This is a genomic window from Bacillus cereus group sp. BfR-BA-01524, assembly GCF_022662595.1.
Taxonomy (GTDB): Bacteria; Bacillota; Bacilli; order Bacillales; family Bacillaceae_G; genus Bacillus_A; species Bacillus_A thuringiensis_S.
In genome coordinates this window covers 1-274 of record NZ_JAKUDW010000379.1, presented here as the reverse complement: position 1 = coordinate 274, position 274 = coordinate 1, and the positions used below count along the sequence as shown (strand labels likewise).

Below are 274 nucleotides of genomic sequence, written 5' to 3'. Positions count from 1 at the left end.
GGATTTTAGTAGTGCCAATCTTACTGATGGTAACTTCGAAAAAGCGTATTTGGAAAATGCTAATTTATCAGAAGTAGATGCTAGAAATGCGGATTTAACAAATGCAGATTTAACAGGAGCGACCCTTTTAAATGGGAATTTTATGGATGCGGATTTTACCGGTGCCAAACTTGACAATGTAGTTTGGAAGGGAGCAAATGTGGAAGGTGCTAAGTTTGACGAAGGTGTTAAGGAACAAGTATTGCAAATGATATAGAGGTTTATTTTGAATTCT

1 protein-coding gene is annotated in these 274 nt (G+C 36.5%); it reads left to right on the top strand.

Annotation, left to right across the window (positions count from 1 at the left end; genetic code table 11):
• Positions 1-256, top strand: a 256-nt coding sequence (locus MR170_RS31550; RefSeq protein WP_242310736.1) for a pentapeptide repeat-containing protein, incomplete at its 5' end; no start/stop codon positions are given.
• Positions 257-274 lie beyond the last annotated feature (18 nt).